This is a genomic window from Streptomyces sp. NPDC040610, from assembly GCF_055594065.1.
The window spans coordinates 495,468-516,172 of sequence record NZ_JBVIXA010000007.1; the positions used below are offsets into that span (position 1 = coordinate 495,468).

At 73.3% G+C, this 20,705-nt stretch carries 20 protein-coding genes; 9 read left to right on the top strand and 11 right to left on the bottom strand.

Going from position 1 to position 20,705, the window contains the following annotated elements; translation table 11 throughout:
- Positions 1 to 36: 36 nt before the first annotated feature.
- The 3 genes from ACZ6AA_RS25740 to ACZ6AA_RS25750 form a co-directional block, all read right to left on the bottom strand.
- Complete coding sequence (locus ACZ6AA_RS25740; protein WP_471460160.1) at positions 37 to 1,254, bottom strand: hypothetical protein; 1,218 nt, start codon at positions 1,252 to 1,254, stop codon at positions 37 to 39.
- Positions 1,251 to 2,486 carry a hypothetical protein gene (locus ACZ6AA_RS25745; protein WP_468454447.1) on the bottom strand — a complete coding sequence of 412 codons (1,236 nt, stop codon included), beginning with the start codon at positions 2,484 to 2,486 and terminating at the stop codon, positions 1,251 to 1,253. The genes ACZ6AA_RS25740 and ACZ6AA_RS25745 overlap by 4 nt, the downstream gene beginning before the upstream one ends.
- A 117-nt stretch (positions 2,487 to 2,603) precedes the next feature.
- Complete coding sequence (locus tag ACZ6AA_RS25750) at positions 2,604 to 3,878, bottom strand: sensor histidine kinase (RefSeq protein WP_468454445.1); 1,275 nt, start codon at positions 3,876 to 3,878, stop codon at positions 2,604 to 2,606.
- A 181-nt stretch (positions 3,879 to 4,059) separates the two neighbouring features.
- On the opposite strand from ACZ6AA_RS25750, the gene ACZ6AA_RS25755 reads away from it, so the two are divergent.
- A complete protein-coding gene (locus ACZ6AA_RS25755; protein WP_030361883.1) occupies positions 4,060 to 4,266 on the top strand; it encodes a hypothetical protein in 207 nt (68 codons plus the stop codon).
- A gap of 39 nt (positions 4,267 to 4,305) precedes the next feature.
- Here ACZ6AA_RS25755 and ACZ6AA_RS25760 read toward each other — a convergent pair whose 3' ends face one another.
- Entirely contained in the window at positions 4,306 to 4,731 is a 426-nt protein-coding gene (locus ACZ6AA_RS25760; RefSeq protein WP_468454443.1) for a guanyl-specific ribonuclease, read from the bottom strand.
- A gap of 143 nt (positions 4,732 to 4,874) precedes the next feature.
- Positions 4,875 to 5,483: a dihydrofolate reductase family protein gene (locus tag ACZ6AA_RS25765; protein ID WP_468454441.1), complete on the bottom strand. Its 609-nt coding sequence runs from the start codon at positions 5,481 to 5,483 to the stop codon at positions 4,875 to 4,877.
- 242 nt (positions 5,484 to 5,725) lie between these two features.
- Here ACZ6AA_RS25765 and ACZ6AA_RS25770 point away from each other — a divergent pair, with 242 nt between their 5' ends.
- Positions 5,726 to 6,466, top strand: a complete 741-nt coding sequence (locus ACZ6AA_RS25770; protein ID WP_468454439.1) for an SDR family NAD(P)-dependent oxidoreductase — start codon at positions 5,726 to 5,728, stop codon at positions 6,464 to 6,466.
- A 230-nt stretch (positions 6,467 to 6,696) separates the two neighbouring features.
- On the opposite strand, the gene alc is transcribed toward ACZ6AA_RS25770, so the two are convergent.
- Entirely contained in the window at positions 6,697 to 7,818 is a 1,122-nt protein-coding gene (gene alc / locus ACZ6AA_RS25775) for an allantoicase (protein ID WP_471460164.1), read from the bottom strand.
- 5 nt (positions 7,819 to 7,823) lie between these two features.
- Positions 7,824 to 9,161: an allantoinase AllB gene (gene allB / locus ACZ6AA_RS25780; RefSeq protein ID WP_468454435.1), complete on the bottom strand. Its 1,338-nt coding sequence runs from the start codon at positions 9,159 to 9,161 to the stop codon at positions 7,824 to 7,826.
- Positions 9,162 to 9,482: 321 nt separating this feature from the next.
- On the opposite strand from allB, the gene ACZ6AA_RS25785 reads away from it, so the two are divergent.
- Positions 9,483 to 10,283: an IclR family transcriptional regulator gene (locus ACZ6AA_RS25785; RefSeq protein WP_468454433.1), complete on the top strand. Its 801-nt coding sequence runs from the start codon at positions 9,483 to 9,485 to the stop codon at positions 10,281 to 10,283.
- Between the two features lie 311 nt (positions 10,284 to 10,594).
- On the opposite strand, the gene ACZ6AA_RS25790 is transcribed toward ACZ6AA_RS25785, so the two are convergent.
- Positions 10,595 to 11,086, bottom strand: a complete 492-nt coding sequence (locus tag ACZ6AA_RS25790) for a universal stress protein (protein ID WP_471460166.1) — start codon at positions 11,084 to 11,086, stop codon at positions 10,595 to 10,597.
- A gap of 127 nt (positions 11,087 to 11,213) precedes the next feature.
- On the opposite strand from ACZ6AA_RS25790, the gene yczR reads away from it, so the two are divergent.
- A complete protein-coding gene (gene yczR / locus ACZ6AA_RS25795) occupies positions 11,214 to 12,692 on the top strand; it encodes a MocR-like transcription factor YczR (protein ID WP_468454429.1) in 1,479 nt (492 codons plus the stop codon).
- 106 nt (positions 12,693 to 12,798) lie between these two features.
- Here the strand turns inward: yczR and ACZ6AA_RS25800 are convergent, their stop codons facing one another.
- On the bottom strand, positions 12,799 to 13,116 hold the full coding sequence (locus ACZ6AA_RS25800) for a DUF5955 family protein (RefSeq protein ID WP_468454427.1): 318 nt from the start codon (positions 13,114 to 13,116) through the stop codon (positions 12,799 to 12,801).
- Positions 13,117 to 13,301: 185 nt separating this feature from the next.
- Between ACZ6AA_RS25800 and ACZ6AA_RS25805 the strand changes: the two genes are divergently transcribed.
- The 3 genes from ACZ6AA_RS25805 to ACZ6AA_RS25815 all read left to right on the top strand — a co-directional run bounded on the left by ACZ6AA_RS25805 (position 13,302) and on the right by ACZ6AA_RS25815 (position 17,173).
- Positions 13,302 to 13,925 (top strand): nucleotidyltransferase family protein, encoded by a 624-nt coding sequence (locus ACZ6AA_RS25805; RefSeq protein ID WP_471460169.1) that lies wholly within the window; start codon positions 13,302 to 13,304, stop codon positions 13,923 to 13,925.
- Between the two features lie 282 nt (positions 13,926 to 14,207).
- Positions 14,208 to 15,839 carry a malate synthase A gene (aceB, locus tag ACZ6AA_RS25810; RefSeq protein ID WP_468454423.1) on the top strand — a complete coding sequence of 544 codons (1,632 nt, stop codon included), beginning with the start codon at positions 14,208 to 14,210 and terminating at the stop codon, positions 15,837 to 15,839.
- Positions 15,840 to 16,024: 185 nt separating this feature from the next.
- Positions 16,025 to 17,173, top strand: coding sequence for a serine hydrolase domain-containing protein (locus ACZ6AA_RS25815; protein ID WP_471460171.1), 1,149 nt, complete (start codon positions 16,025 to 16,027; stop codon positions 17,171 to 17,173).
- A gap of 25 nt (positions 17,174 to 17,198) precedes the next feature.
- Here the strand turns inward: ACZ6AA_RS25815 and ACZ6AA_RS25820 are convergent, their stop codons facing one another.
- On the bottom strand, positions 17,199 to 17,480 hold the full coding sequence (locus ACZ6AA_RS25820; RefSeq protein WP_468454419.1) for an Rdx family protein: 282 nt from the start codon (positions 17,478 to 17,480) through the stop codon (positions 17,199 to 17,201).
- Between the two features lie 4 nt (positions 17,481 to 17,484).
- Positions 17,485 to 18,396 (bottom strand): HipA family kinase, encoded by a 912-nt coding sequence (locus tag ACZ6AA_RS25825; protein ID WP_468482668.1) that lies wholly within the window; start codon positions 18,394 to 18,396, stop codon positions 17,485 to 17,487.
- 70 nt (positions 18,397 to 18,466) lie between these two features.
- On the opposite strand from ACZ6AA_RS25825, the gene ACZ6AA_RS25830 reads away from it, so the two are divergent.
- Positions 18,467 to 19,756, top strand: coding sequence for a VWA domain-containing protein (locus tag ACZ6AA_RS25830; protein ID WP_468454415.1), 1,290 nt, complete (start codon positions 18,467 to 18,469; stop codon positions 19,754 to 19,756).
- On the top strand, positions 19,756 to 20,532 hold the full coding sequence (locus tag ACZ6AA_RS25835) for a hypothetical protein (protein ID WP_471460174.1): 777 nt from the start codon (positions 19,756 to 19,758) through the stop codon (positions 20,530 to 20,532). Before ACZ6AA_RS25830 ends, ACZ6AA_RS25835 begins: the two co-directional genes overlap by 1 nt.
- The last annotated feature ends 173 nt before the right edge of the window (positions 20,533 to 20,705 follow it).

Below are 20,705 nucleotides of genomic sequence, written 5' to 3' on the forward strand. Positions count from 1 at the left end.
CAGCCTCGCGTACCCCCTCGGCACGCCCGGGCCCCCTCACGCCGGGAGCCTCAGGCGCAGCGGCCCGCAGCCGATCCGGTCGGCCTCCGCGGCGACGTAGCGCGGCATGAGCCTGCGGATGTCCGCGGCCCGGCCGCCGTCGTCCGAACGGATCAGGAAGGTGACGTCGCCGGTCTGGCAGGAGGCCTGGTAAAGCGCCATGTCCTCGCGCAGGAAACCGCGCCCCCGCGTCTCGTCCTTGGTGTCCCCCTCGGCCGTGATCCGGCGGCCGCCCTCGAAGGAGAGCCCGTGGTAGAGCGCCGAGAGCCGGGAGCTCTCGACCGTCATCAGGCGCAGCTTCGGGTGGCCGAACAGGACGTCCCGGTCGCAGGTCCGCACCGGGCCACCGGCGCCGCTCACCAGCGGGCGTTCGTACCGGCTGCTCTCGCCGGAGCCGGGCAGCCCGAGCCCCTTGACGCCGCAGAACGCGCCGGGCTTCTCGTCGATGAACCGCGCGGGGGCGGCCAGGCGGTCCGTGGGGTCGGGGAGGTCGCTGTCGCACCCCTGGTCGTCCATGTAGTGGTTGACGAGCTTGACGACGGCGCGGGCGAGCCGGGCGCGCTCGTCGGTGTCGACGGGGTCGCGGTACGTCGTCCAGCCCGCCTCCATGTCGACGACGAGCGGCCCGTCCCGGTCGGGGGCGCGGCCGACGCAGCCCTCCGGTACGGCGAGCCACGCGCGCGTGTCCGACACCATGCCGAGCAGCCCGCCGCCCAGGGGCGTCATCCGCGCGGACAGGTACTCGTCGGCCCACACGTCGCGGTCGCCGCCGAACCGGGTGTCGAGCCGGTGCAGTTGGGCGCGGACGCGGTGGCCGCGCGGCGACCGCAGCTCGCACCGGCCGGAGGGCCCGTCCGACGCGATGCGGTCGTAGCCGATGTCCATCTGGGAGTACGCGATGTCCCGCTTGCCGTGGAACAGGTCCGCGACGTCGTCCTCGTCGAGCGCGCCCCAGCACGCCCGCTCCCGCTCGAACGGCCCCGCCTCGGCCTGCCAGGCCACGACGGTCCCGCCGAGCAACGCCCCCGCGAGCGCCGCGGCGACGGCACGCCTCCGGTGGCCACGGGTGAGACGGCGCAGGCTGCGCCAGTGCCACCAGGGGGCAGGGGCGGCGGCGATGGCGGCGGCGACGACACCGAGCGGCTTGTCCGCCAGGGCAGGAGTCACCTCACCCTCGGACTGCCCCGCCTTCTCGTCCTTCTCCATGTCGCTCATCGACGGTTCCCCTCCGCGTCGGTGGTCGGCGCGACGGGTGCGCAGCCGAGGCGCCGCGCCACCGCGTTGGTGAACGTGGCGAAGTAGTCGGACGTGGCCCCCGTCGGCGTACCGAGCAGCAGGAACGCCGTCGGGCGGCCCGCACACCCGGCGCGGACGAACCGGCGGTCGGCGGTGAAGTTCCCGGTGCCCCGCCAGCCCTTCGCGGGTGCCCTGGTCCCGGCCGCGCCGTCGAGGAGCCGGGTGAGCCGGGGCTCGCGCACCATCACGGCGTCGAACAGCGGCTGGTCGGTGCGCTCCCCGAGCCGCAGGGAGCGGCCGATCCGCGCCGAGCAGGACTGCAGGTCCCGGTTGACCGCACCGACCTGGTACTCCAGGCGCATCGCGGTCTCCTTGGTGAGGTCGGCGCCGACGTCGAGGCCGGGGATGCGGCAGACGGGGCCGCGGGAGAAGGTGTCCGCGCGCTCCGGCAGCTCCGGCACCGCCGAGCTGACGCGCAGCGGCTCGGACCCGGCGCAACCGGCGGCCTTCATCCCCTTGTTGGCGGCGGCGACGAGGAGTTCGGCGACGGCCTGGGAGCCGCCGAGGTCGGGGATGTCGGGCACCGTGTCGTCGGCGTCCGACTCCTCGTGGGCGTCGAGGGTGACGGCGGTCGGGCGCCCGTCGCGGGTGTCGCAGCGCTCGGGCAGGACGAGGATGCCGTGGTTGCCGTCGGCGGTGCCGGGCAGGCCGCCCGGCAGGGGCATGGCGCGGTCGGCGAGATAGCCGCCGAGCCAGCTGACGCGTTCGCCCGCGGGCTTGGGCGCGGGCCCGTACCGCACCCGGACGGTGGTGCGCTGCCGCTCCTTGTCGCCGTCGCTGTACGTGTGGCTGGAGCTGACGGTGAGTCGGCACTCGCCGCGCGGCGCGCCGGGCGTCGGCGCGGTCCCCGTGGACGTACGGCTGCGGCCGTCCTCGCCCTTGAAGCCCTCGTCGCCGAGGACGCCGGGCCCGCTGTCCTGCTCCCAGGCGCCCCAGCAGTACTGGTCCCGGCCGTCGAAGGGCCAGGTGTCCGTGGCCCAGGTGCCGAGGCCGCCCGCGAGCAGCGCGACGGCGAGGCCGGTGGCGGTGGCGCCGCGCCGCGTCCTGACGAACCGCCGTACGCGTGCGAGCCGTTGGGCGTCCGCGCCCTGCGTCCGGTCCGCCCCGCTGTCCCCCGGTATGTCCCCCGGCGCACCGCCGGACGACCCCACTGGGCTCTCCCCCGTCACGATCTCCGCCCTCCGACTCTCCGTTGTGTGGCGGCTGATCGTACAGAAGGTGTGCGGAAGCGAAGCCACCAGGTCGTCAGGTCCACGACAGCCCGGCCGTCAGGCCCAGGGCAGCCAGGCCTCGACCGCGAAGCTCCCGCCGGGACCGCCGCCGTGGGTGAGGCGTCCGCCCGCGAGCGCGGCGCGTTCGGTGAGGCCGATGAGGCCCTGCCCGGAGCCGGGCACCTGCGGCACCTCGCCGGGCGGCGGCGGATTGCGCACGGACAGGGTGAGGCCCTCGCCGGGCGCGCCCGCGACGACGACGGTGACCTCGGCGCCGGGCGCGTGTTTGCGGGCGTTGGTCAGGCCCTCCTGGGCGATGCGGTACGCGGTGCGGCCGATCGCGGCGGGCACCGACTCCGGGTCGGGGACGCGCAGGTCGAGGACGACCTTCATGCCCGCTTCCCGGGACTCGGCGACGAGCGTGTCGAGGGCGGCGAGGGTGGGCTGCGGCCGCCCCGACGCGTCCGCGTCGCCGCCGCGCAGGACGCCGATGACCTGCCGCAGGTCCTGAAGCGCCTCGTGCGAGCTCTCCCGGATGACCCCGGCCGCCCGTGCGATCTCCTCGCGGGGCGCGTCGGGCCGGAACTCCAGGGCGCCCGCGTGCACGCTGAGCAGGGTGAGCCGGTGGGCGAGGACGTCGTGCATCTCGCGGGCGATGGCCTCGCGGGCGAGCTGCTGGGCCTTCTCGGCGCGCAGCGCGGCCTCGTTCTCGGCGCGCCGGGCACGGTCGCGCAGGGCGAGCAGGAGCTGGCGCCGGGAGCGCACGAACATCCCCCAGGCGACGGTGGTCGCGGCGAACAGCGAGGTGAGGACGATCGAGAGGACGTAGGGCAGGTCCGGGTCGGGCCGCCACCAGTAGAAGGGCACCATCAGCACCACGGCGGCGCCGACGAGCCAGGCGGAGTACTTCCAGGGCCGGTGCACGGCGAGCGTGAAGTAGGCGACGAGGGCGGCGCCGCCCGCGGTGTTGGACAGCAGGCTGACGGCGACCATCGCGACGGCGAACCCCACCGGCCAGCGCCTGCGCAGCCACACCCCGGCGCAGGCGAGCGCGCCGAGCAGATGGTCGAGCGCGGCCCAGCCGTCGGAGACGGTGGGGTTGTGCTGCACCTCGTCGCTGATGACGAGGCCGAGGAAGACGGCGATCAGGAAGCAGGCGAAGTCGACCATCCAGTCGCGCACGGTCCGCTTGTGCCGCCCGGTCCTGCCGGTGGCCCGGTCCGGATCGAGCTCGGCGGCGACCGCCGACGGCAGGAACCACTGCCTGCGGGCCACGGGCTCCGCCCCGGTCCCGACGTCTGCGGTGCCCGCGGGCTGCGTACGACTCTTCACACTCGACAAATCTACGCACCGTACGGCGCCACACCCGACCCCCGAACGTGATCATCGACGAAAGTCGGAGCGTCCGAGACTTTGGGCGAACGGGGTGCGCGCCGGGGTGCGCCTTGGGACGGGCGGGGCCTCGCCCCGCGGCCGATGTGCGCGCGGGGCCGCGGGGCGAGGCTGTTGAGCCATGAAACAGCTGCTGGAGTTTCTCGGTGTGATCCTGCTGATCCAGGGCGCGGTGGGCCTGCTGAACGAGCTCACCGGGTGGCTGGGCGGGTGGGGCGCGGTACAGCACCTGGCCTTCGTCGACGGCTACGAGCTGTATCTGAGCATCGCGATGATCGTGCTCGCGTGCGCGCTGTTCGCCGCGGCGGAGAGCCGCAGGTTCGGCTGAGCCAGGGCGCGCCCCGGCCCGACCCCGCCCCTGACGCGGTCAGCAGCCGCGGTCGACGAGGTCGAACGAGCGGTAGTGGTCGGCGGTGTAGTAGTCCTCCTGCTGGGACTCACCGGTGACGATGCGGCGCGCGCCCCGGTTCGGGGAGCCGGGGGTCTTGACGGTGTACTCGTGGTAGTAGCCGTTGCTCTGCTTGGGCAGGATGCCTTCCCTGTTCTGGAAGACGGTGCCGTCCTGCGGGTACGGGAACGGGCCGCCCCGCTCGATCAGGTCGAGCGTGTCGTGCGCCTGGGACGGCAGGTCGGAGTAGCAGATCTCGCCGACGGCGGCGGCCGAGAGCCCGGCGGGCGCGACGGCGGCGACCTTGTGGGGGGCCGCGGCGTTCGCGGTGCCGGTGACGGAGCCGCCGACGAGCAGGGCGGCGGCGAGGGCAGTGACACTGAGGATCCGTGGGGGGATTCGCATGCCCCCAGGATGACGCGCGTAGAGGTTGATGTGTCAACGTCAAGTACATCGAATTTTCCGGAAGTTAACCGCCTCCCCGGGGCCCTCACGTTCGCGAATCCCTCCCCACACCACGTTCACCCCGCGGTCGCTCTCCCTTCGCGCTAGTAACTCCCGTACTCCGGGCGGCCGTCGCACTCGTATGTGTGGATGGCGACGCCCTTGGACGTCGTACGCGCCCCGGTGTGCCGGAACGCGGTCGGCAGGCCGCCCTCCGCGAACAGGCGCTTCCCGGTGCCGAGAGTCACGGGGAACGTCAGCAGATGGAGCGTGTCGATCAACTCGTGCTCCATCAGGGACTGCGCGAGCCCCGCGCTGCCGTGCAGTTGCAGCTCGCGGCCCGGTCGCTCCTTGAGCGCGGTGACGTCCTTGACCAGGTCCTCGCGGCCGATGATCTCGGCGCCCTGCCAGTCGGCAGCGGTCAGCGTGGAGCTGGCGACGTACTTCGGCAGGGAGTTCAGACGGGAGGCGATGGGGTCGGCGGGGTCGGTCACCTTCGGCCAGTACGAGGCGAAGATGTCGTACGTCCTGCGCCCGAGCAGGAAGGCGTCCGCCCGGTCGAAGACCTCCGTGACGAACCGGATGAAGTCCTCGTCCCCGTACGGGAACGACCAGCCGCCGTGCGGGAAGCCGCCGCTGGTGTCCTCCTCCGGGCCGCCCGGGGCCTGGATGACGCCGTCGAGGGTGAGGAACTGGGTGAGCGTGATCTTCATGGTGTGACCTCTCCGGGGTGGCCGCCGCGCCCGCGGCGCGGTCCTGCCTGTCTCACCTACTCAGACCGCCGCCCGCGCCGGAACTCATCGCCGCGTACCGGGTGGCCCCGGCACCCCCGGCATCCCCGGCATCCCCGTCCATTTACCGCCAGCCGTCCCCCGTGCCCACGGCTTTGATGGAACTCGTCGAAGCGGTTGAACCCGCAAACACTTTCCTAGAACGAGAACGAAGAGGTACGGACATGTCTTCTCTGACCGGCAAGACGGCTCTCGTCACCGGCGGCAGCCGCGGTATCGGCGCGGCGACGGCCCTGCGGCTCGCCCAGGAGGGCGCCGACGTGGCCGTCACCTACGTCCAGGGCGAGGACGCCGCCCGCGAGGTCGTCGCCAAGATCGAGTCGATGGGGCGGCGGGGGTTCGCGATCCGGGCCGACGCGGCCGACGCCGGGGACGCGTCGGGCGCCGTGGAGCGGGCCGCCGATGACCTGGGCGGCCTGGACATCCTCGTCAACAACGCCGGCGCGGGGGTGCTCGGGCCCATCGGGGACCTCGCCCTCGCCGATGTCGACCGGGTGCTCGCCGTGAACGTGCGCGGGGTGTTCCTCGCCTCCCAGGCCGCGGCCGGGCGGATGCGGCGCGGTGGGCGCATCGTGTCCATCGGCTCCTGCATCGTGCAGCATGTGCCCGGGGGCGGGGGCACGTTGTACGCCACCAGCAAGGCCGCGCTCGTCGGGCTCACCAAGGCGCTCGCCCGTGAGCTCGGTGAGCGCGGCGTCACCGTGAACCTCGTGCACCCGGGGCCCATCGACACCGACATGAACCCCGCCGACGGGCCCTACGCCTCGGCCCAGGCCGCCGGGACCGCGCTCGGCCGCTACGGCTCCGCCGGGGAAGTCGCCTCCGTCGTGGCCTACCTGGCCGGGGAGGAGGCGTCGTACGTGACGGGGGCCGAGTGGGCTGTGGACGGGGGGCACGCGGCGTAGGCCTCGCGGGGGCGCCCCAGTCCCGCCCCTTCACCGAAACCGGGGGCTGCCGCCCCCTGGACCCCCGCTTGTCGGCGCTTCGCGCCTCGTCCTCAAACGCCGGACGGGCTGAAACCGTGCCGTACCGGCGACATATATAGCCCCTCCGGCGTTTGAGGAGCGGGGTCTGGGGCGGAGCCCCAGTTTCGGGAAAGGGGCGGGATCGGGGAGCCCCCGGCAGGGCCCCGACCTCAGCCCCCGAGCTCCCGATACCGCGCGGCCAACACGTCCGCCCCACCCTCCGTAGGCGCCCCGTACAGCCGCAACCGCGAAATCCCCCCGTCGGGGAAGATGTCGACGCGCGCGTGCGTCCCGACGGCGGCCGCGGGCAGCGTGAAGCGATGGTTGGTGTCGGGCTGGAGCCGCGTACGCGCAAGGACCTCGACCCAGTCCCCGGACTCCCCGTCCCGGACGGACACGGAGGCCCACCCGGCGGAGTTCCCCTTGAGGTAGGCGGTGTCGATCTCGAGGGCGCGGACCTCGGACTGCGCGGCGAGACGATAGCGGATCCAGTCGTGCCCCTGGTCGCGCCGCCGCCGCGTCTCCCACCCGTCGTCCATCTTCCGGGACCGCCCGGGCTGAATGGTGTTGGTGGCGGGCGAGTAGAACCGGTCGGAGGCGTCCTCGACCTGGCCGCCGTTCTCGAGGGCGACGACGTCGAAGGTGCCGAGGGCGGCGAGCCAGGCGGGATCGGCGACGACTTCGCCGTACACGCGCAGCCGGGCGATGCCCCCGTCGGGGTGCTGGTTGACGCGCAGGTGCGTGAAGCGCTGGGGGGCGTCGACGGCGAAGCCGTTCGCGGCGTGACCGCCGACGGCCGTACGCGGCACGAGGGTCGTCCACTTCACGCCGTCGGCGAGGAGTTCGTCGGGGGTGGGCGAGCCCTCGACGTTGGCGCCCTCGATCGACACGGCCTGCGGGTAGTTGCCGCGGAAGTGCGCGGTGTCGACGACGATGCCGTGGATGACGCCGGGCGCGCCGAGGCGGACGAGCGCCCAGTCGTGGTCGTCGGCGGTGGGCCAGGGGTGCTCGGCGGAGGCGCCGCGCCGCCGCCGGGTCTCCCAGCCGTCCATGATCTTGCCCTTGTGGCCGAAGTGCTCGGGGTCGAACTCGGCGTCGTTGGGCAGCAGCAGGTTCTCGCGCATGGCGAAGAACTCGTCGTTGGCGGCGATGACACCGGCCCCGAGCTGGCGGTCCGCGAGGTTGGCGTGCTGGGTGAAGGGGAAGTCGGCGGTGCGGTAGTCGGCGTAGGGCTCGCCGCCGCCGTAGGGGTTCGCGTCGCCGGTGAAGCGGGGGATCGGTGTCGCCGTCACGGTGATCAGTTCTTCCTTTCCAGAAGTCGGCCCGACGGCGCGCTGAACTCGCCGTCGGACACGATGCGTTGGCCGCGCAGCCAGGTGGACTTCACAACACCGCGGAGAGTCTTGCCCGCGTAGGCGGTGACTCGGTTGCGGTGCTGGAGGCGCGCGGGGTCCACGGTGAAGGTCTCGTCGGGCGCGAGGACCGCGAAGTCGGCGTCGCGGCCGACCTCGATGGCGCCCTTGCGGTCGAGGCCGACCAGCTCGGCGGTGCGCGTCGACATCCAGCGCACGACGTCCTCCAGGCCGTACCCGCGCGCCCGGGCCGCCGTCCACACGGCGGGCAGGCTCAGCTGGAGGCCGGAGATGCCGCCCCAGGCGGTGGCGAAGTCGGGCGTCTTGAGGTCGGCGGTGGACGGGGAGTGGTCGGTCACGACGCAGTCGATGGTGCCGTCGGCGAGCGCCTGCCACAGCAGGTCCTGGTTCGCGGCCTCGCGGATCGGCGGGCAGCACTTGAACTCGCTGGCCCCGTCGGGGACTTCCTCGGCCGTCAGGGTGAGGTAGTGCGGGCAGGTCTCGACGGTGAGGCGGACGCCCTCACGCTTGGCGGCGGCGATCAGCGGCAGCGCGTCGGAGGACGACAGGTGCAGGATGTGGACACGGGCGCCGATGCGCTTCGCGACGGCGATGAGGCCCTCGATCGCGGTGTCCTCGCTGACGCGCGGGCGGGAGTCCAGGAAGTCGGTGTAGCGCGGGCCGCTCCTCGCGGGGGCCGCGGCCAGTTCGTGCGGGTCCTCGGCGTGCACGATGAGCAGGCCGCCGAAACCGGCTATCTCCCCCATCGACACAGCGAGTTGATCCTGCGTCAGCTCGGGGAACTCGTCGACACCCGAGGGCGACAGGAAGCACTTGAAGCCGAAGACGCCCGCGTCGTGCAGGGGCCGCAGGTCCTTGACGTTGTCGGGCAGCGCGCCGCCCCAGAACCCGACGTCGATGTGCGCCTTGGCCGCCGCCACGCCCTTCTTCGTACGGAGGTTCGCGACCGTGGTCGTCGGCGGCAGCGAGTTCAGCGGCATGTCGACGAGGGTGGTGATGCCCCCGGCGGCCGCGGCGCGCGTGGCCGTCCAGAAGCCCTCCCACTCGGTGCGGCCCGGGTCGTTGACGTGGACGTGGGTGTCGACGAGGCCGGGCAGCAGCGCGTCGTCGCCGAAGTCCTCCACGCGGGCGTGCGTCGACACGGCGGCGTCATGCGCGCGCACCGCCACGATCGTGCCGTCCGAGACGACGACGGACGCGGCACGCGTCCCCTCCGGGGTGATGACGCGCGTCGAGCGCAGCACCAGTTCCTCGCCGGACACCGCGGCCCCTCTCTGTTCGTCTGTGCGCCTCCGCCGACCTTCCGGCCAGCGGAATTCAACGTTCTGTTGAAGAAGTCTTCGCCTCGGGCCGGGATCCGTCAAGGGCCTATACGTTTCCACAAAGTGGAATTAGAATTCCGCACACCAGAACGTAGCTATCTACAACGCGGACCGTCAAGGGAGGTCCCCGCCCGCCTCGAAGACCGGACAAACGCCCACTGACCGGCACTGACGTGACGACGGCACCGGGGCTGTCCGGGAAAGCGCCCGGTAGGCTGCTGCCTTGCCTGCCCTCCCGTAAGGCCCCGAAAGGAACGCGCCGTGCCGACGTCTAGCGCCAGCACCACCGACGCCGCGAAGTCCCCCGCGAGCGGAGGCGTGCAGTCCCTCGAGCGCGCCTTCGACCTGCTCGAGCGCATGGCGGACGCGGGGGGCGAGGTCGGTCTGAGCGAGCTGTCCGCCAGCAGTGGGCTGCCGCTGCCGACGATCCACCGGCTGATGCGCACGCTCGTCGCCTGCGGGTACGTCCGCCAGCAGCCCAACCGCCGCTACGCCCTCGGGCCGCGTCTGATCCGCCTCGGCGAGTCCGCGTCCCGGCTGCTCGGCACCTGGGCCCGGCCCTATCTCGCCCGACTCGTCGAGGAGACCGGCGAGACCGCGAACATGGCGCTGCTCGACGGGGACGAGATCGTGTACGTGGCGCAGGTGCCGTCCAAGCACTCCATGCGCATGTTCACCGAGGTGGGGCGGCGGGTTCTTCCGCACTCCACCGGTGTCGGGAAGGCGCTGCTCGCGCATACGCCCGCGGAGGAGGTGCGGGCGCTGCTCGCCCGTACGGGTATGCCTGCCGCCACCGAGAAGACCATCACCACGGCCGATGGTTTTCTCGATGCCCTCGAAGAGGTGCGGCGGGCGGGGTACGCCGTCGACGACAACGAGCAGGAGATCGGGGTGCGGTGTCTTGCCGTGTCCGTGCCCGACTCCCCCACGGCTGCGGCCATCTCGATCTCCGGGCCCGCGGGGCGGGTCACCGAGGAAGCCACCGAGAAGATCGTCCCCGTCCTGCAGCAGGTCGCGGCCGAACTCTCGGAGGCCCTGGCCACGTCGGCCCCGTCCACCTGACCGCCCGGCCCTCGCGGGGCGCCCCAGTCCCGCCCCTTCTCCGATCCCAGGGCTCTGCCCCTGGACCCCGGGGGTGGGTGTCCCGTGCGGGTCGGCCAGTCCTCCCCCGAATCGGCGCTCCGCGCCTCGTCCTCAAACGCCGGACGGGCTGAAAACTTCGCCGGGGCGGGGAGGTTGGGGTTGATGGTGCCGGGGTGTTGCTCAGTTGGTGAATGGCTTGGGCGGGTGGGTGGGAGATAGCCCGTCCGGCGTGTGAGGACGAGGCGCGGAGCGCCGATACGGGGGTGCCCCCGGCCCACGGGACCGGGACGTCACACCCGCCCCCACCGCAGAGGCAACAGCGCTCGCCGCAGCCCCCGCACCACCATCACCGCACCCCCCGCATGCGCGTCCACATACCGCCGCACCCGCCCCCGCCCCCACCGCCGCCCACCCCGTGCCCCGATCACCAACAGATCCCCCGGCCGGGAGGCCACCCCGCAGAGCACCGGCCCGGCGGGCCCCCGCAGGACCCGCCGCTCCACCGCGCCGCCCGCCCACACCCCCACCGGCACCCCGCCGAACACCGAGTCGAAGGCCTCGTCAAGCCGCTGCCACGCGGCCCGCTCCCAGTGCCGGGCCCACTCCCGGTCGGGCCACCGCGCGTACAGGGCCTCGCCCTCGGGCGGCTCCCACGCGAGGACGACGACGAGCCGCCGCCCGCCCCACCGGGCCTCGCTCGCCGCGGCCCGCAGTGCCGCGAGGCTGGCCCGCGACCCGTCGGCCCCGCTGACCCCGACGACGACCCGCCCTTCCGTCTCCATGCCTGGCACCCCTCTTCGCTCTCCGGATCGGGGGCCACATCCGGGCCACATCGCCCCTGGCACCCCGTCGCCGCCGAGTCTGTACGCTGATTGGCCTGGACAGCAGGGCCAATACGCAGGAGTTGGCATGGCAGGAGTACACACAGTGGTTCCCTCTCCGGACCGCCGCCTCGGCGGCACCCAGCTGGCCGCCCTCGTGACGGGCGCGGCCGGGGAGCGGCCGGGCTACCGGGCCCTGGCCCACGCCGTCCGCGCCCTCCTGCTCGACGGCCGGATCCCCCTGCACACCCGGCTGCCCGCCGAGCGCGAGCTGGCGTCGGCACTGGGTGTCAGCCGGGCCACGGTCACGGCGGCGTACGACCTGCTGCGCGAGAGCGGGTTCGCGGCCAGCCGGCGGGGCGCGAGCACCTGGACGGAGCTGCCGGAGGGGCGGCGCCCGGCGAGCGTGGCCGCGTTCCCGGTGGGGGCGCCGGGCGAGGGCGTCCTGGACCTCGCGGTGGCCGCGCCCGCGGCACCGGCGGGGCTCGGCGACGCGGTGGCGGCGGCCGCCGCGCTACTGCCCGCGCACACGCCGACCTCGGGCTACCACCCGTACGGGCTGCCGGAGTTGAGGGCGGCGGTGGCGGAGCGGTACACCCGGCGCGGGCTGCCGACACTGCCCGACCAGATCCTCGTCACCACGGGCGCCCAGCAGGCGATCTCCCTCGTGCTCGCCCTCGTCGGGCGGCCGGGCGACCGCGCCCTGGTGGAGAACCCCTCGTACCCGAACGCCCTGGACGCCGTCCGCCGCGCGGGCCTGCGCGCGGCGCCCGTGCCGGTGACGGACGCGGGCTGGGACACGGCCCTGGTGGAGTCGACGCTGCGGCAGACCGCGCCGCGCATCGCCTATCTCGTACCGGACTTCCAGAACCCGACGGGCGCCCTGATGCCGCGCGAGCAGCGGCTGCGGATCCTGGAGACGGCGCGCGCCACGGGCACCTGGCTGCTGATCGACGAGACGATCGCCGACATGGCCCTGGATGTGCCGCCGCCCGCGCCGTTCGCCTCGCTCGCCCCGCACGGGGTGGCCGAACAGGTCGTCACCGTGGGCTCGTTGAGCAAGTCGTACTGGGGCGGGCTGCGGATCGGCTGGGTGCGGGCGGGCTCACGGCTGATCACGGAGCTGACCATGGCGCGGATCCCGGCGGACATGGCGACGCCGGTGCTCGACCAGTTGGTGGCGGTGCGGTTGCTGGCCGGGCTCGACGAGGTGCTGCGCGAGCGGCGGGCGGGGCTGCGGGAGTCCCGGGCCGCGCTCGCCGCCGCGCTCGGCCGTCATCTGCCGGGCTGGCGCTGGCAGTTGCCGCCCGGCGGCCTGTCCCTCTGGGTCGACCTGGGCGCGCCCGTCGCCTCGTCGCTCGCGCGGGCGGCGCTCGGGCACGGCGTCCGGATCGAGGGCGGTTCGCGGTTCGGCGCCGATCCTGGCATCCATGAGCACCGGCTGCGCGTCCCGTTCACGCTGGCACCGGACCTGTACGAGGACGCGGCCGTCCGGCTCGCCGCGGCGCTCGGCGGCGAGCTGCGGCCGACGGGCACGGAGCCGGACCGCATGGACTGGGTGGCGTAACGCGGCTCCGTGGGCGTAACACGGCGGGACCCGGCTGGGGGAACGGGGCGCCGCCGCGTTCAGCACACGGCTCGCACACACGGCTCAGCGCACGAGAGCCGCCGCATCACCTCGGATGCGGCGGCTCCCCGAACAACTCCACGGCCCCTCTGACGCCCGTCAGAGCACCGGTCAGGGCACTGACCGAGCCGATCGAACTCGCGACGAGCAGCAGCGAGCGACGCAGCCTGAGGGCCTCGGGCGCGCCGGTCGCGGCCATGGCGGCCAGAGCCGCTAACTCGTCCTCCGCTATCGCCCGGTCCGGGAACTCACCCGGGTACGCGGCCAGTTCGCGGCGCAGCCGGGACACGGCCGCCCGCAGTTCCGTCACCCGCGGATCCTCGAAGTTTCCCCTCACGGCTCTCTGCCCCACGCTCCGCAACACAGCTCTCCCCCTCGCACGTCGTTGTGCGCCTGTACGCGCGCGGGCCCGGGCGGACCCGCCGCGGCGGCCGGACACCGAAGGGGCGCGGCGCGGGCCGATGCGGCCACGGCGCGACGCAGGCGTCACTTTCGGCCACGCCCCCGGCCGGAACAGGGTGCCCAGAACCCATGCGGTAAGCAAGAGTCATGACCGAATCACTGTCACCTTCCGCCCCCACCGCCCCCGCCGAGGTCGTCGGCCTGCTGCTGGCGGCGGGCGGTGGACGGCGCCTGGGCGGCTGCCCGAAGGCCCTCCTCGAGCATCGCGGCGAGCTGTTCGTGGAGCGTGCGGCGCGGGCGCTGCGGGACGGCGGCTGCACCCGCGTGCACGTGGTGCTCGGCGCCACCGCCGATGTCGTACGGGAGCGGGCGGACCTGCCCGGGTGCGTCCTGGTGGACAACCCGGACTGGCGCGAGGGCATGGGGTCCTCGCTGCGGGCGGGCCTCGCCTCGCTGCGCGCGACCGGGGCTGGGGCGGCGCTGGTGTGCCTGGTGGACCAGCCGGGCATCGGCGCTACGGCGGTGGCCCGGGTGCGGGCCGCGTACCGCTCCCCGGGGACGCTCGCGGCGGCGACGTACGCGGGTGAGCGCGGCCATCCCGTGCTGTTCGGCGCGGACCACTGGGACGGCATCGCGGCGAGCGCGATCGGCGACCGGGGCGCCCGCGCCTATCTGAAGGAGCACGCCGGGGCCGTCGCGGCGGTCGAGTGCGGGGACGTGGCCGAGCCGTCCGACATCGACACGTTCTCCGACTTGGAGCGGCTGGAGTGAGCTGGTCAACTTGGAGTGACGGGCATGGCACTCAGCGCCATGTTCTGTCGACGGAGAGAATCTCGACGTCAACAAACCATTGAACTTCCACCATGAGGAAACTAGTATCCACTGCTCAGAAGCGCCCGACCTGGTGGACGGCGCCCGCAGCCGTATCCCGACCCCGCGGCACTCAGTGCCGCGACCTGCCGCCGCGGACCGAAGGCCGCGAGGGCACCGCACCCGCCCGGCCGGGGCACCGCACCGCCCGTGAAGCAAGCTCGCTGAAGGAAGTGACAGCTCATGTCCGCACCAGCGCCGTCCCCGCTGGCCATCGTCGACGCCGAGCCCCTGCCCCGGCAGGAAGAGGTCCTCACCCCCGCGGCCCTCGCCTTCGTGGCCGAGCTGCACCGGAGGTTCACGCCCCGGCGTGACGAGCTCCTCGCCCGCCGTGCGGAGCGCCGCACTGAATTTTCGGCGAGTGCCCGCACCTCGACCCTGGACTTCCTCCCGGAGACCGCCGCGATCCGCGCGGACGACTCCTGGAAGGTGGCCCCGGCCCCGGCCGCCCTGAACGACCGCCGGGTGGAGATCACCGGCCCCACCGACCGCAAGATGACCATCAACGCGCTCAACTCCGGCGCGAAGGTCTGGCTCGCCGACTTCGAGGACGCCTCCGCTCCCACCTGGGAGAACGTGATCCTCGGCCAGCTGAACATGACCGACGCCTATGAGCGCCGCATCGACTTCACGGACGAGCGCACCGGCAAGTCGTACACCCTGAAGGACGCGGGCGAACTCGCCACCGTCGTGATGCGCCCGCGCGGCTGGCACCTGAACGAGCGGCACCTCACGGACGCGGACGGCACGCCGGTCCCGGGCGCCCTCGTCGACTTCGGCCTGTACTTCTTCCACAACGCCCAGCGCCTGATCGACCTCGGCAAGGGCCCGTACTTCTACCTCCCGAAGACCGAGTCGCACCTGGAGGCCCGCCTCTGGAACGAGATCTTCGTCTTCGCGCAGGACTACGTCGGCGTCCCGCAGGGCACGGTCCGCGCCACCGTCCTCATCGAGACGATCACGGCCGCGTACGAGATGGAGGAGATCCTCTACGAACTGCGCGACCACGCCTCCGGGCTGAACGCCGGGCGCTGGGACTACCTCTTCTCCATCGTCAAGAACTTCCGTGACGGCGGCCAGAAGTTCGTCCTGCCGGACCGCAACCTGGTCACGATGACGGCCCCGTTCATGCGCGCCTACACCGAACTCCTCGTCCGCACCTGCCACAAGCGCGGCGCGCACGCCATCGGCGGCATGGCGGCCTTCATCCCGTCCCGCAAGGACGCCGAGGTCAACAAGGTCGCCTTCGAGAAGGTCCGCGCCGACAAGGACCGCGAGGCGGGCGACGGCTTCGACGGCTCCTGGGTCGCCCACCCCGACCTGGTCCCGATCGCCCTGGAGTCCTTCGACAAGGTCCTCGGCGACAAGCCGAACCAGAAGGACCGCCTGCGCGAGGACGTCTCCGTGGCCCCCGGCGACCTGATCGCCATCGACTCCCTCGACGCCAAGCCCACCTACGACGGCCTGGTCAACGCCGTCCAGGTCGGCATCCGCTACATCGAGGCCTGGCTGCGCGGCCTCGGCGCCGTCGCCATCTTCAACCTCATGGAGGACGCGGCCACCGCCGAGATCTCCCGCTCCCAGATCTGGCAGTGGATCAACGCGGGCGTGGTCTTCGAGGACGGTACGCCCGCGACGGCCGATCTGGCCCGTGAGGTCGCCGCCGCCGAACTGGCCGCGATCCGCGCCGAGATCGGCGAGGAGGCCTTCGCGGCCGGCACGTGGCAGCAGGCCCACGACCTGCTGCTCCAGGTCTCCCTGGACGCCGACTACGCGGACTTCCTGACGCTGCCCGCGTACGAGCAGCTCCGCTGAGCCCGAGCGCTCCCGTACGGTACGCGGACTGCCGCCCCCCGCACTTCTCGGTGCCGGGGGGCGGCAGTCCGCGTACCGCCTGTCCCGTCGACGGGCAGATCTTCGCCTCCGCCCGCCCCTGTGACATAACATCCGCGCCCAGCACGGCAGTTGACGGTGCGACACAGGTGCGACGGAGGACGGGCATGAACCTGCGCAGACGGCTGACGGCCGCGGCGATATCGACGGTGGCGCTGACGACGATGGCCGCCACCGCCACCGCCGCTCCCCGCCAGGAGCACGGCCCCGGCCACAAGGCGACCCGCGCGGCCATGGACGCCGTCGTCGCGGGCGGAGCCCCCGGCGTGACCGCGCGGGTCACGGACGCGGACGGCGTCTGGAAGGCCGCGACGGGCCTCGGCGACCTGAGGCGCGGCACCCCGCGCGGCGAGCGGGACCACTACCGGGTCGGCAGCATCACCAAGACCTTCGTGGCCACCGTCGTGCTCCAGTTGGAGGCCGAGGGCAGGCTGGACCTCGACGACACCGTGGGCTCCTGGCTGCCGGGCGTGGTCGAGGGCAACGGCCACGACGGCGACCGGGTCACCATCCGGCAGCTCCTGAACCACTCCAGCGGGATCTACGACGTCAACGCGGACCCCGAGTACGCGCGCAAGGTCTTCTCCAAGGACTTCCTGAAGCACCGCTACGACACCTGGACCCCGGCCCGGATGATCGCCATGGCGATGCGCCACGCACCGCACAACCAGCCCGGCGAGGGCGTGCTCTACTCCAAGACCAACTTCCTGCTCGCGGGCCTCGTCATCGAGAAGGCCACGGGCCGCCCCTACGGCGACGAGATCCGCCGCCGCGTCATCGACCCCCTGCGCCTGCGCGGCACCCGGGTCCCCGGCACGTCCCCGACCCTGCCCCGCCCGAGCAGCCGCGCCTACGACCTGCTGTCCGGCGCACCCGGCGGCACCCTCCACGACACGACGGAGCTGAACCCGTCCTACGCCGGGGCCGCGGGCGAGATGATCTCCAACGGCGCGGACCTGAACCGCTTCTACGCCGCGCTCCTCGGCGGCCGACTCCTCCCGAAGCGCCAGCTGGACGCGATGAAGACGACCGTCCCCGTCCACCCCGACGTCCCCGGGATCCGCTTCGGCCTCGGCCTCGGCTCCTACCGGCTCTCCTGCGGCATCACCGTCTGGGGCCACACCGGCAGCGCGCTCGGCTCGTCGTCGGTGGCGGTCGCGTCGGCGGACGGCCGCCACACGCTGGCAGCCAACGCTAACGGCGACCGGTACACGTCGACGATGGCACTGGCGGACGCCGAGTACTGCGGGACCTGAGATCCACGGGTCCTGAGGACCGCGGCTACCGCTCCGAGTGCCCGAGGCTCCGCCCCGGCGCCACGATGTCCCGGACCAGCCGCTTCACCGCGGTCGGCTCCGGGAACCCCTGTTCACGGCGGTCCCACACCGGCTCGTCGTCGACGCGGACGACGAACACGCCGCCCGTGCCCGGCCTGAGGGCCAGGGTGTCCAGCTCCGCCTCGAAGGTGGTGAGCAGTTCCTGGGCGAGCCAGGCGGCGCGGGGCAGCCAGCGGCACTGCGTGCAGTATTCGATCTCGACCCGGTGGCCGGTGGGCTCTGTCATGGGGTCAGTACTCCTTGGCCGGGCGCGGGTCGGGCTTGCCGTGCAGGTTCGGGACGCGCTTCAGCCAGGTCGGGCGGGACGCCTCCGTGGCCCGGGCGCGCAGCGCGTCCTCGGCGGCCAGCTCGGCGCGGGAGGGGAAGTCGGTGGGCAGCCAGGCGGCGGAGGCGCGGGCGCGGGCGGTGAGGTAGGTGACGTAGGCGTCCCGCAGGGCGTCGGTCGTGGCGAAGCCCGGCTCGTCGGCGAGCCACGCGTCCGGGACCTCGGCCACGATGTCGCGGAGGAGTTCCTCGGTGACGCGCGGCGCGAGTTCCGCGTCGGCGGCCGCGGTGTCCGGGCCGTAGCGGCCGAGGGCGTGCTGGCGGAAGTCGTACGCCTTCTCGGCGGTGGCGAGGACGGTGGCCGCGTCCCAGCGGTGGTGGAAGACGAGGGCCGCGCCGTGGTCGATGAGCCACAGGTGCGGCTCGCGGGTGCCGAAGGCAGGCCAGACCATGAGGTTCGAGCTGTGCACCGTGCGGTCGACGTTCGCGGTGAGGGCGTCCAGCCACACGACCTTGCCCGCCTCCAGCGGGTCGACGTCCAGGTCGGTGTCGGGGGTGAAGTCGCGGGCTCCCGGCAGATAGTCCATGCCCAGGTTCAGGCCCGCGCTGGCGCGCAGCAGGTCCTGCACCTCCTGGTGCGGTTCGTGCGCGCCGACGGCCGGGTCGAAGTGGGCGAGGACCAGCTCGGGCACGCGCAGGCCGAGGCGGCGCCCCAGCTCGCCGACGACGATCTCGGCGACCAGCGCCTTGCGGCCCTGCGCGGAGCCGGTGAACTTCAGGACGTAGGTCCCGAGGTCGTCGGCCTCGACGATCCCGGGCACGGAGCCGCCGGCCCGCAGGGGTTCCAGATACCGGACAGCCGTCACTTCTCGCAGCACACCAGCCACCCTAACCGGCGGCCGCAAGCCATTTTTGGAGCGGGCGGTCCTTGATCCATAAGATCCTCCGATGATCACTGGAAAGAGGTTCGCGGCGGGCTTCTGTGCCCTGTTCGCGGCCCTGAGCATGGGGCTCTCGCCCACGTCCGCGTTCGCGGACGACGAACCGGACGGCTCCGGCGGGTCGGGGCCCGTCCCGAAGGTCGAGTTGCTGCTGGATGCGAGCGGGTCGATGCGGGCCCGCGACATCGACGGCAAGAGCCGCATGGCCGCGGCGAAGCAGGCGTTCAACGAGGTGCTCGACGCCACCCCCGAGGACGTCGAGCTCGGCATCCGCACCCTCGGCGCCAACTACCGCGGCGACGACCGCAAGACGGGCTGCAAGGACACCGAGCAGCTCTACCCGGTGGGCCCGCTGGACCGCAGGGACGCCAAGGCGGCGGTCGCCACGCTGGCGCCCACCGGCTGGACCCCGATCGGCCCGGCCCTGCTGAAGGCCGCGGGCGATCTGAAGGGCGGCGAGGGCTCGCGCCGCATCGTCCTCATCAGCGACGGCGAGGACACCTGCCAGCCCCTCGACCCGTGCGAGGTGGCGCGGGACATCGCCGCCAAGGGCATCCACCTCACCATCGACACGCTCGGCCTGGTCCCGAACACCAAGATGCGCGCGCAGTTGAGCTGCATCGCCGAGGCCACCGGCGGCACCTACACCTCCATCCGGCACACCGACGAACTCACCGACCGCGTAGGCCAGTTGGTGGACCGCGCGGCCGACCCCGTCGTCACACCCGTGGCGGTCGAGGGCGCCGGAAGCTGCGCCGCCGCGCCGCGGCTCAAGCCCGGCCTGTACACGGACCGCACGGGGTTCGGCGAGCACCGCTGGTACCGCGTGGACGTCGAGCCGGGGCAGGAGCTGCGCGCCTCGGTGAGCGTGGCGGCCGACCGGGCCGTGACCAACGACTACGGCGTGCTGATGCGGGCCGTCACCAAGCACGGCCGTGAGATCGTACGCGGCTCGGAGGCGGGCGACGGTCGCACCGACGCCATCTCGACGGGCCTGCGCTACCCGAAGCCGGAGCAAGACGACGAAGACGCCGAGACCGAGGCGGTCTGCCTCCAGGTGTCCCACTCCTACGCGCCCGCCTCCGGCGGGGCGGCCGCCGCGAAGGGCGAGCCGGGTCTGCCCGTGGAGCTGGCCGTCGACATCGTGGACGCTCCGGACGACGCCTCCGACGTGGCGGCGTTCGGGCTCGGCCGCGGCTGGTGGCTGCTGGGCGCACTGGTGCTGACCGGCTTCGTCGGCGGATTGCTGTGGGGCTGGGTGGCGCGGTGGCGCGTCGCTGTCTGGAGGACGAACTGATGCGTACGACACGTCTGTCGGCGGCAGCGGGCCTGGCGGCCCTCGTCGCGCTCCTCACGCCGGGCGCGGCGCTGGCCGCCCCCGGCGACGACGATGACAAGTCGCGGTCCGACGCGGGCACGTCCTTCCGCACGGCCACGGAGATCGAGCAGGGCCACCGGACCACGGCGAGCGCGTCGAGCGGCGACTATCTGTACTGGTCCTTCCCGGCGGACGCCGGTCAGCGGCCCACGGCCAAGGCCACCGTGAAGCTCCCCGACGCGGCGCGCAGGTCCGAGGCGCGGTGGCGCGTCGACGTGTACGACGGCCTGAGGCGCCGTCAGTCCTGCATGTACGGCATGCAGTCGAGGCCCGCGGACGCGGCGACGGTCGACCTGGCCTGCACCCTGCGCCCGGTCCGCGCCTGGTCGGACCCCTGGTCCAACGACCCGCTCCCGGGCACGTACTACATCCGCCTGACGGCCACCGGCCTGAGGACGGCCGACCTGGGCGCCCCCGTCACGGCCGAGGTCGAGGTGACGTCGAAGGACATCGGCGGCGCGGCAGCGGTGGACGGCACCCTGGCGAAGCCGCTGGTGCCGGGCGCGTCGGTGGACTCCGACGACTCCGGCTCCCGGGCCGCCCTGTCGACGGCGGAGCCCGAGGACGGCTGGGCGTCGGGCTGGTGGACGGACCGCTGGATCTGGACGGGAGCGGGCGGAGTGCTCGCGGCGCTGGCGGGCATCGGAGGCCACGCGTTGACGCGGGGCAACGGAAGGCCCCCGTCGGGAAACTGAGGACCTTCAGCCCGTCGGCCACATGATGGCCTTCAGCCCGTCGGCCACCTGAGGACCTTCAGCCGATCGGCCACCTGAGGATCTTCAGCCCGTCCGGCGTTTGAGGACGAGGCGCGAAGCGCCGATTCGAAGGCGCCCCCGTCCCACCCGAGGGGAACACCCACCCCCGGGGT

What these genes read in the sequence shown, in the direction of transcription:
- ACZ6AA_RS25835 (WP_471460174.1), top strand. Translation starts at nt 19,756, where the DNA reads ATGCGTACGACACGTCTGTCGGCGGCAGCGGGCCTGGCGGCCCTCGTC.
- ACZ6AA_RS25830 (WP_468454415.1), top strand. Translation starts at nt 18,467, where the DNA reads ATGATCACTGGAAAGAGGTTCGCGGCGGGCTTCTGTGCCCTGTTCGCG.
- ACZ6AA_RS25790 (WP_471460166.1), bottom strand. Translation starts at nt 11,086, where the DNA reads ATGGAGACGGAAGGGCGGGTCGTCGTCGGGGTCAGCGGGGCCGACGGG.
- ACZ6AA_RS25765 (WP_468454441.1), bottom strand. Translation starts at nt 5,483, where the DNA reads ATGAAGATCACGCTCACCCAGTTCCTCACCCTCGACGGCGTCATCCAG.
- ACZ6AA_RS25805 (WP_471460169.1), top strand. Translation starts at nt 13,302, where the DNA reads ATGACCGAATCACTGTCACCTTCCGCCCCCACCGCCCCCGCCGAGGTC.
- ACZ6AA_RS25815 (WP_471460171.1), top strand. Translation starts at nt 16,025, where the DNA reads ATGAACCTGCGCAGACGGCTGACGGCCGCGGCGATATCGACGGTGGCG.
- ACZ6AA_RS25820 (WP_468454419.1), bottom strand. Translation starts at nt 17,480, where the DNA reads ATGACAGAGCCCACCGGCCACCGGGTCGAGATCGAATACTGCACGCAG.
- ACZ6AA_RS25755 (WP_030361883.1), top strand. Translation starts at nt 4,060, where the DNA reads ATGAAACAGCTGCTGGAGTTTCTCGGTGTGATCCTGCTGATCCAGGGC.
- aceB (WP_468454423.1), top strand. Translation starts at nt 14,208, where the DNA reads ATGTCCGCACCAGCGCCGTCCCCGCTGGCCATCGTCGACGCCGAGCCC.
- yczR (WP_468454429.1), top strand. Translation starts at nt 11,214, where the DNA reads ATGGCAGGAGTACACACAGTGGTTCCCTCTCCGGACCGCCGCCTCGGC.
- ACZ6AA_RS25760 (WP_468454443.1), bottom strand. Translation starts at nt 4,731, where the DNA reads ATGCGAATCCCCCCACGGATCCTCAGTGTCACTGCCCTCGCCGCCGCC.
- ACZ6AA_RS25740 (WP_471460160.1), bottom strand. Translation starts at nt 1,254, where the DNA reads ATGAGCGACATGGAGAAGGACGAGAAGGCGGGGCAGTCCGAGGGTGAG.
- ACZ6AA_RS25770 (WP_468454439.1), top strand. Translation starts at nt 5,726, where the DNA reads ATGTCTTCTCTGACCGGCAAGACGGCTCTCGTCACCGGCGGCAGCCGC.